The 5,288-nt window shown below is 33.7% G+C and carries 3 protein-coding genes and 1 pseudogene; all 4 read left to right on the forward strand.

Annotated elements, in window-relative coordinates; translation table 11 throughout:
* Positions 1-1,064 (forward strand): annotated as a pseudogene (locus tag P8M54_RS11845) (hypothetical protein); the annotation flags it as partial.
* 982 nt (positions 1,065-2,046) lie between these two features.
* On the forward strand, positions 2,047-2,382 hold the full coding sequence (gene mobC, locus P8M54_RS11850) for a plasmid mobilization relaxosome protein MobC (protein ID WP_300288076.1): 336 nt from the start codon (positions 2,047-2,049) through the stop codon (positions 2,380-2,382).
* Complete coding sequence (locus P8M54_RS11855; protein WP_300288077.1) at positions 2,379-3,680, forward strand: relaxase/mobilization nuclease domain-containing protein; 1,302 nt, start codon at positions 2,379-2,381, stop codon at positions 3,678-3,680. The genes mobC and P8M54_RS11855 overlap by 4 nt, the downstream gene beginning before the upstream one ends.
* 657 nt (positions 3,681-4,337) lie before the next feature.
* Positions 4,338-5,288, forward strand: a 951-nt coding sequence (locus P8M54_RS11860; protein ID WP_300288078.1) for a type I restriction-modification system subunit M, incomplete at its 3' end; no start/stop codon positions are given.

Raw genomic sequence — 5,288 nt, forward strand, 5'->3', positions numbered from 1 at the left:
TTGGTAATTTTCCAATCCTGTTTCTATATGGCCCTGGATCAAGCGGAAAGGATCAGTTGGCAGACTGTTGCCAAAGCTTCTTTAGTGTACCTCAATCGGCTATAAATTTAGAGGGCGGAGCCTCTACGCTGAAAGGACAAATTAGAAAGTTTGCTCAATTCACAAATATCATCTGCCATCTTTCCGAGTACAAGCGTGGTGATACAAAGCTGGATGGAACCATCAAAGGGTTTTGGGACAGGCGTGGTTATGAATTTGGAACAATTGAAAGTAAGGTAAGTACTGATACTGTTCCTATTTTGTCTTCGACGCTATTGACAGGCAATGAATACCCTGAATCCGAGGCATTAATCTCAAGGCTTCTGTGGCTAGAGTTTCAGTCTAAAACCTTTACTCTTGAAGAGACTAAAAACTATGATATTTTAAAAGATTACACTAAAGAGGGAGTTTCCCATTTTACAGATCAATTATTGGTTCATCGTTCGTTAGTTGAAAAGACTTTTCAAGCTAAATTCAGGCAATGTAAAGAAAACTTTATCCCAATGTTCGATGTTAAACATACTCGGGTAGTAAGCAATTTAGCTGTGCTAGGTTGTATCTATGAGATTTTCAAAGATATTATCTCTTTTCCCTTTAACTATAGTCAAATGATCGGTCATTTTGAAAAATGTACTGAAAACCAAAATAGAAAACTTAATTCTAGTAGCATTATTACGAAGTGGTGGGACTGCTTTTTAGCTGCTATGCGTGGTAATAAAGACGATCGAATAGTTGTTTTTAGAGACCTTCGTTTGGACGGGAACATACTTTCTTTTCAGTTTACCTCTTGCTACAATAAAATACAAAGGCAGTGGATGCAGCAATACAGGGAAACGGCTCCTAATAAACTTGCCTTACAAGATTACATCAAAAAAGATCCTTGTTTTTTAAAAGAAGTTAGCAGCATTAAATATGAAAAAGGTAAGGATGCTCGAAACACTTCCGGTTATCAGATAGACGTTTCCAAATTACAAATACAAGATGAAATCATCAATGCCATCGAATGGCAAATTTGTGAGCAATAAGCCATTTAATAAAGTTTTAGTTTCCTACACTACCTACACCTTGTTAAGTTGTTTATTAATAGGTTGTTGTATGTAAAAAGTAGTAGGAAACACAGTAGGAAATAGTAGGAAGTAGTAGGAAGTTAAATTTGGGTTTCCTACCTCTTCCTACTCAAACCTACACTTTTATCATGTTTTTTTCATTTTAAAATATTGTAAATCAATAAAGTAGGAAGTGTAGGTGGAGTAGGAAGCTATTTTGTACTAGGAACTAACCTTTTCAGCAAGTTGCCCCATCATTTAACTGTGGTTAAAGGAAAAAAAAGAGAGTTAGGCTTGGCGCTACATTCTGAAATTTTATCTGATAGCTGGAATGCAAGTTTTTGAAAGTATGTTTTGTATCAACTGCCTTTTAAGTAACAAGTTTATATCGTTTGTAAAAGCCATGATAATGTTCCTCTTTAAACTAAAAGTTCTATGTTCTTTTCTTTAAGACAGCGATTATAATTCGATTAGGAGCAGTATAACTTAAATAATGCGGCATGTTCTGCTTTCAATAAGATTTGCATCATTTTTAAAAAATAAAACATTTGGTTTATTTAATTTTTCTTTAAGAATTAATCAAAAAAAAAATTAAACACTGAATTCAAACTAAATAAGAAAATAGCATAAAAACTTAAGTATTCGATATATCAAAACTTTAAAACATTAGGATATAAGGGTATAAGGGTATAAGGGTATCAGGATATGAATAAATAAATAATTACTTAATTAATTACTTAAATAAATAATTACATAAATACATAAATACATGAAAACATATAAACGTATCTATCTAAGAATTTAGGCTTTATGAATTTCATTTCTAGAACATTTTATTAGAGAATCAAATAGTACTGTAAATAGATAGCAAGGTGTGTTATTTGAGAAAATAACCTTGAGAATAAAAAAAAAATAAAACACTCGTAAACTCGAGTTTTAAAACAACTTAAAAATAATTATCATGAAAAATAAAGGTGGAGCCCCTAAAAAAGAAGATCATTTAAAGGTGAAAAATAGAATAATGCTTTCATTTAATGAAGGAGAATATAATATTTTAAAAGAGAAAGGATTGATTGATGGCAAATTAGTGAAGACAGTTATACTTAAAACTTTGAGTGGTAAGAAGCTTATTCTCCATACAAATAAAGATCCAAAATTGATGGTCGAATTAAATCGAATTGGTAATAACATTAATCAGATAAGTAAGAAACTCAATAGTGGCCAGCCATTTGCCGAAGGAGAAAAAGAGTATTTTTTTTCATTATTGCGTGAAGTAGAAAAAATTATAACCTCATGATCGCAAACATATCGCAATTTTCAAGCATTGCTCCTTTTTTACAATACAACAAAAATAAAGTATTAAATGGTGAAGCAACTGAATTGGATTTTGGAGGAGATTTATATAAAAAAGAAGCTAAATATGCTGAGAGTCTGATTGCTAGTTTTGGCTATAATGTTAAAAGTAATAGAAAAGATAAGTTTCTTCATGTTTCATTGAATTTCCTTCCCGAAGATAATGGCGTATTGGATGACACCATTTTGAAGGATATCGTTAAGGACTATTTATCCGGAATAGGTTTTAGTGCTGACCATCCTTATATAGTGTATAAGCACAATGATACTGTGCATCCACATGTTCATATTGTAACGTCTAAAATTGACGAAAACGGAAAATGCATCGTAAATGCTAATAATTATAGACAAAGTCAAAGAGTCACAAGAGAGCTTGAAATTAAACATAAATTAATAAAAGTAAGTTCTCATAAGGTTCATGCGGTAGTCAATCAAAAATTATCATATGCACCCAGCTTGGTCGAAAAACTTAATTTTCATATTAAATATGCGCTTGAAAGTCTGTTAGTCGAAAATATGGCTCAATTCATTGTATACTTGAATGACAATTATTTAGATCTTCAATTGATGCAGGTAGGTGGCTTTGTTGATGATAAGAAGCCAGTAATTAACGGATTAGTATTCAATAATTTAACGACTAATTTTTTGCAAAGTCAAAAAGGAATTAAAGCTAGTTCCTTATACTTAAAGCCAACAATGACAAACTTAGAAAGTATTTTTTTGAAGAATAAGGAAATCAAGCAAAGTCACAAAATGGACATCAAGAAAGTCCTAGATGAAGCTTTTGCAAAATATGAGCAACTAACTTTGATTGATCTGGAAAAACTACTAATTGCCAATAATATTAATAGTAATTTTAAATCAGACAGAAGTAATCAATTAGTAGGAGTGTGCTTTAGAAAAAATAATACCGTTATTAACTATTCAGGAGAGCAAATTGGAAAAAAATATACTGCTCGAAATTTGTCTGTAATTATTGGAGATAAGACTATACTTAAATCAAAAATTAAATTACAAAATAGCATTCGAAAGAAAGAGCTTACGCAGATTCCTACTAGGAATTCCAATTCTATGATAAAAGACGATATATTAGATCTAAGTGCTTTAAGAGTAATCTCTGAAAATGATTTAGATGTGTTCCAAACTCAGGTCAGTGAAGATGTACAGGAAGATCATTCAATTTCCGATATAGATAAAAAGAAAAAATTAGATCCGGTTAAAAGGAGAAAAAGAAGATTGTAGCGCTACGGTGAGCTGAATTGTGTTTTTGCTTTGACGTGCTGGTATAAGAATCATAAAAATATATTTGTAATCATTTGCTTGTTAAATATGTATTTTGTAGGTTTGTACCATGGGTGAAGTTTTAGGGAACGATGCAAAAAGAATTTTATCTTTTTTTCCCTTTAACAAAAGTAGCCAGCCATTCTCTCGCCTACGTTAACAATAGATAGATACGACTTGAACACGTTGAATATAGCCAAATCGACATATAAGTGGATCATACGGATTAAATGCTATCGGCGACGATTCTGAAAAGAACAATGTAAAAAAGCACTAGAAACGGCATCGTTTTTTTAGTGCTTTTTGGGTTTAAAAGACTTTTATCTAAGCATACCTAATCTTTTTATATGATTCGATTTCTAACCGGTTATTGGAGTAGTAGTTAGGTAAGGTTATTGATAGCTTAATTTTTTTCAAATGCACTAAAAGCATCCAAAAGAACCGTAAAGAAAATAAAATAAATTTTCTTTACGGTTTCCCGTACTTCTTGTTTTTATTTTTTAGCTACCTTAGCAATGTGTATTTCCTACATATTTATAATAAGGAAATAGAAATTTGGCACTAATGTGATCCAAAATAACAGCACAAAAAATCTAATAATCCGATTACAAACCTTTCATGGCAGCCGAACAAAAACAAAAATTAGAACAACAACTCTGGAACATCGCAAACACCCTACGTGGCAAAATGGACGCCGATGATTTCCGTGATTATATATTAGGATTCATTTTTTACAAGTACCTAAGCACCAAGATGGATTTGTATGCCAATACCATCTTACAACCCGACGGATTGACCTTTGCACAAGTCGAAGGCCACCCAGACGAAGCCCTTTTGCTTGAAGAACTAAAGCAACTTGCCATTGACAAACTCGGTTTCTTTTTAGAGCCGTCTGAGCTTTTTTCAGAACTCGCTCGTCGCGGTAACGCAGGCGGAAAAAACAACTTTATCCTAGGTGACCTAGCCAAAGTACTTACTCACATTGAGCAAAGTACCATGGGTTACGAGAGCGAAGAAGATTTCGGAAACCTGTTTTCTGATTTGGATTTGACCTCTCACAAACTCGGAAAGTCTGAAAACGACAAAAATGAACTCATTGTAAAAGTCCTCACACACCTAGACGAAATAGATTTCGACCTAGAAAACACCGACTCCGATGTTTTGGGTGATGCTTACGAATACCTCATTGGGCAATTTGCCAGTGGTGCAGGAAAAAAAGCAGGCGAGTTCTACACCCCACAACAAGTCAGTAGCGTATTGGCGCAACTGGTAACCGTGGGCAAAGACAAACTAAAAAGCGTTTACGATCCCACCTGTGGCTCGGGTTCCTTATTGTTGCGTGTGGCCAAAGAGGTCAAAGACGTAAGCGAATTTTACGGTCAAGAAATGAATCCTACGACCTACAACCTTTGTCGTATGAACATGATCATGCACGATGTACACTACAAGCGCTTCGACATCAAGAACGAAGATACCTTGGAGCGTCCGCAACACATTGATCAGCGTTTTGAAGCCATCGTTGCCAATCCGCCATTCTCGGCCAACTGGAGCGCAAGCCCATTGTTTATG

Origin of the sequence: Flavobacterium sp. (assembly GCF_029242675.1) — a bacterium.
In the GTDB taxonomy this organism is placed as follows: Bacteria; Bacteroidota; Bacteroidia; order Flavobacteriales; family Flavobacteriaceae; genus Flavobacterium.